This is a genomic window from Vibrio olivae (assembly GCF_042428525.1).
Classification (GTDB): domain Bacteria; phylum Pseudomonadota; class Gammaproteobacteria; order Enterobacterales; family Vibrionaceae; genus Vibrio; species Vibrio olivae.
Map to the genome: position 1 here is coordinate 1 of NZ_JBHMEP010000030.1, position 4,011 is coordinate 4,011.

The window sequence follows — 4,011 nt, forward strand, 5'->3', positions numbered from 1 at the left end:
GCGTGACATCCGTGACGAGTACGATGGTACGGAACCTTATATGCGTAGAGGTAGGAGAAGTCGTTACTACTGAGGAGCAGACGCTGATGACCCGGATTATAAGCGGTATATAGACACCCATGGATATCACTTTTCCAAGGAGTTGGCTAGGGAGGCCGCCGATAAGATGCTTAACGCCGACGGATCCAAGAGAAGATGGACGATGGAGGATGCTAAGCAGATGTTCGATAAATGCGGGGCCAAGAAACCTGATAACGCCACTTGGGGAGATGTCCAATATCTGTTCGCTATATTCTATAGCGACTACTTTCCTAAGGTATTGGACTGCGACCAGAAAATAGTCAAGGCTGTCTTGGCTTATCTGGAAGACCCTGACGCCCCTGAAGGGGCGGCGTTTGTAAGGTATCTGGCGGTGCGGTGCTTCGTCGGTGACACAATCAAATGGAGTGAGATGATATGATTTGATACAACGTTGGAGAACCCTGTCGGCGATAGAATACCGATGGGGTTTCTTTTTTTGTCAAGTATCTTATTATCGTTACATTTGTCAGGAGTAGGTCTTTTTGTTCATAGGTAGGGCGGGCGGGAATGAAAAAAAGGATATCCTCACGGACACCCTTCCCCTTGGTTGAAAATCACTTAAAACATTATGAGTTACTACTACACCGCAAATATAGATAAATAAACGTGAATAGCAATGGGTAAGGGGTATTATTGGATAGAACCTGTGGATCGGACGTTAAATGATTTTCAGTTTTATAAGGCTCGTATCGTGGGTGACCCTGAATATGACGAGAAGCATCATCGTGTTATATTAAGGACGGATAAGTATTTCCCGGTAGGAAGTATCTTCCATGTCCTTAATGATCCGGAGATGTTCGTTATAGAGAGGAAATTTAAGACATGGGGGAATAAGTATGTCATTAAGCCTTGTGAAGGTGAATGGGAATGGGAGTCTGTCCAGAAACTTAAAGACAAGGCTATTATATTCCGTAGCGGATTCCTGCACGGGGATGGTGGTTTATAACACTACCCGTATCTCCCCCCCCCCTATATTTCTTGGTGTGTATGTATATAGCTATATTTGAGCAAAAATAATTATGATATGGAAGATTTTCAAGGTAAATATAATGGCAAGCAGATAGAGCAGCTTTTGGATAAGGCTAATGATATTGATCTTTCCAAATACGCTCTTAAGACGGATAACGCTCCTACCGCCACAAAATTACAGGCAGCTAGGACTATAGTGCTGTCCGGGGCTGTTAGCGGTAGTGTCTCATCGGACTTTGGAAGTAATGTTACTATCTCCACGACATTGTCGAATTTCGACGCCTCTAAGATCACGTCCGGTACCATTAATATAGACAGGTTGCCTAAAGCAGCCTTAGAGAGAATGGTCGTGGTTGCTGATGATACGGCAAGGTTTAAACTTACTACAGCCACGGCTCAGGTCGGGGACACGGTTAAGGTAACGGCCACGAATAAGATGTATCTGGTCAAGGATGATAGTAAGTTGAATACCGAGGATGGTTACGAGCCTTATACGGCAAGTTCGGCGTCATCTGTGCCATGGTCTGGAGTGACCGGCAAACCTAGCACCTTCGCTCCACCTACGGCGGCGGCCTCCACCTTAGGTGGCGTAAAGGTAGGATACACGACTTCTGGCAAGAACTATAAGTTACAGGTTGACGCTTCTGGTAACGCTTTTGTTAATGTTCCATGGACAGATAATAATACGACCTATAATCAGGCCACGGCTGACACTTTAGGATTGGTTAAGATCGGTTATACCTCTAGTGGGAAGAACTATGCCGTATCCTTGGATGCTAATGGTAAGATGTATGTGAATGTCCCTTGGACTGACAATAACACGACTTACACCCAAGCCACGAGCGATAATCTGGGTCTTGTTAAGATCGGATACTCTGCCAATGGCAAGAACTATCCCGTTGTTCTTGACGGTAGCGGCAAGATGTACGTGAACGTTCCGTGGACGGACACCAACACCACATATTCCAATATGGGGGCGGCGACCTCCTCGGCTGCGGGAAAGGCCGGTTTGGTTCCCGCTCCTGCCGCTGGAGCGCAAGATAAGTATCTTCGTGGCGATGGAACATGGGTCGTGCCTACCGATACCACGTACGGGTTGGCCTCCACTTCCGCCAACGGCTTATTGAGACAGCTTAATGGTAGCACCTCTAATTTTATGCGTGGAGATGGTACATGGGCTACCCCTCCTAACACGACATATGCCGTGGCCAACGAATCCACTAATGGATTGATGGCGGCCGCCGATAAGAAGACCGTGAACAGGCTTATAGGAGTTAATACGGTCACGACATTAGCCGACCTGCCTATCACCAAGAGAAGTATCACGGCCACGCTATCAGCGGCTACCACCCTATCCGTGGCGTCAGGTATGCAGATAGGAGAGGAGCTGATGATCAGGTGTGTCCCGTCTGCGGCCTTTACTCAAGCCATACCAAATTCAGGAGCTTATGTAAGCATGAGTGGTACTTCTATAACCACTACAGCTAACAAGCCTTTCGAGATAAATATCTGGTGTTACGCTTCAGGCAAGTATAGCATCGCCGTTAAAGAACAAGATTAAAGAATAGATTATGGCATATACATATATAAACAGGGAAATATATCCCAATATGTTGGTTTTAGACGAACCTCTTGATGATAATTACGCTAAGGGTAATAGCTATGATGATTATATTAATGGCAATCCGATTCCATGGATAGAGCTGGGAGAGGAGCAATTGGCGTTCAAGGAAGCTAATCCTAAAGCCACGGTTAAGGAGATCATTGAAGCTAGGCTAGATGAGTCGAGGATTCTTAACGAGGAGAAATCGGCTAAATATGAGGAGCTGAGATCTTATGAGACTGAAAATCTCCATGAGTTTTTCTTGGATGATCAAGATATTTATATTCCTGAATATGACAGACGTAGCGCTTTGGCTGATGGGGCTATAGTCGGTAAGATAACGATTATGGGTCTGGAGTTCGATATGACGGAAGGCAAGATCTTGATCGGGATGATGGATAAGTACGATAACGATCTGACAACGGCGTTAGGGGACAAGCAAAAGCAGATCAGTATAGCCACTACCGTAGAACAGGTGAGAGCTGTCGATGTTCAGTCCGGCTATCCTGATAAGGTAAGTGTTACCACGGCGTACATCCAGCAACAGGCGAAGGAGAAGGATGCTCTCGATCCTCAAAAAGTAGCTGTCGAGTTTTCTAGGATGTTGGTTAATGACAAATCTTTATCCTTATCATCCAACGAGAAATTGGATGTTAAGGTCCTATTTCCTACATGGGGACAAAAAGGAGCGGAGTTCGGGCTATCCGTGGATACCGGATTTTGTCTTAGGGTAGTTAAGGAGGATACGGATATCCTTTACGAGGTTATCCAGCCTCATACGTTATCGTCAGAATGGGAGCCTGGACTCAGTACGGCCTCCTTATATAAGGTTGTTGACAAGGAGCATGCCGGGACTATAGGTGATCCTATCCCTTATTTCCCTCCTATGGAGATATTTAAGGATAAATATTACATTCAGAACGCTGACGTGTATAAATGCACAAGGGATAGTGGAACTCCTCTTAGTCATAATTTAAAGGACTTAGTAGGGTTGTATGTTGAGGTTGTACAGGGCTAGTCGTATCTACCCCCCCCTATATTTGGCTTGTGATATGATACAAGTTATTTTTGGCATAATAAAATGACATTTATAAATAAATAGATTATGGCTTCACAAAAATTTGGTTTCGTAACCGTCGACCCGGTATCAGGATCAGGAGATCAGGCGGTTAATTTCTCCGGTGAGAAACACACCGGTCGTCTTCAACGCACTATCAACCTTACGGTCACCACGAACGGCGGGGCTAAGAAGGCGTTGGTAGTTAATCAGGCAGCGGCTGCTGAGGTGGTAAGATCAGACAGCCCTAACGCTTCCGTACAAAAGACAGGTGGTAATGTTACCATCACCGGTAAGTCTA

The 4,011-nt window shown here is 45.5% G+C and carries 5 protein-coding genes; all 5 read left to right on the forward strand.

What is annotated here, in order from left to right; all coding sequences use genetic code 11:
• The first annotated feature begins 109 nt into the window (after positions 1–109).
• On the forward strand, positions 110–460 hold the full coding sequence (locus ACFFUV_RS23150; protein ID WP_446697923.1) for a DUF7841 family protein: 351 nt from the start codon (positions 110–112) through the stop codon (positions 458–460).
• Between the two features lie 237 nt (positions 461–697).
• Positions 698–1,027, forward strand: a complete 330-nt coding sequence (locus ACFFUV_RS23155; protein WP_390198239.1) for a hypothetical protein — start codon at positions 698–700, stop codon at positions 1,025–1,027.
• A 57-nt stretch (positions 1,028–1,084) separates the two neighbouring features.
• Positions 1,085–2,611: a hypothetical protein gene (locus ACFFUV_RS23160; RefSeq protein WP_390198242.1), complete on the forward strand. Its 1,527-nt coding sequence runs from the start codon at positions 1,085–1,087 to the stop codon at positions 2,609–2,611.
• Positions 2,612–2,621: 10 nt separating this feature from the next.
• Positions 2,622–3,671: a hypothetical protein gene (locus ACFFUV_RS23165; protein WP_390198244.1), complete on the forward strand. Its 1,050-nt coding sequence runs from the start codon at positions 2,622–2,624 to the stop codon at positions 3,669–3,671.
• Between the two features lie 87 nt (positions 3,672–3,758).
• Positions 3,759–4,011, forward strand: a 253-nt coding sequence (locus tag ACFFUV_RS23170; protein WP_390198246.1) for a hypothetical protein, incomplete at its 3' end; no start/stop codon positions are given.

Bases quoted from the DNA above. Each gene is read 5' to 3' on its own strand.
- ACFFUV_RS23155 (WP_390198239.1), top strand. From the start codon at position 698: ATGGGTAAGGGGTATTATTGGATAGAACCTGTGGATCGGACGTTAAAT.
- ACFFUV_RS23165 (WP_390198244.1), top strand. From the start codon at position 2,622: ATGGCATATACATATATAAACAGGGAAATATATCCCAATATGTTGGTT.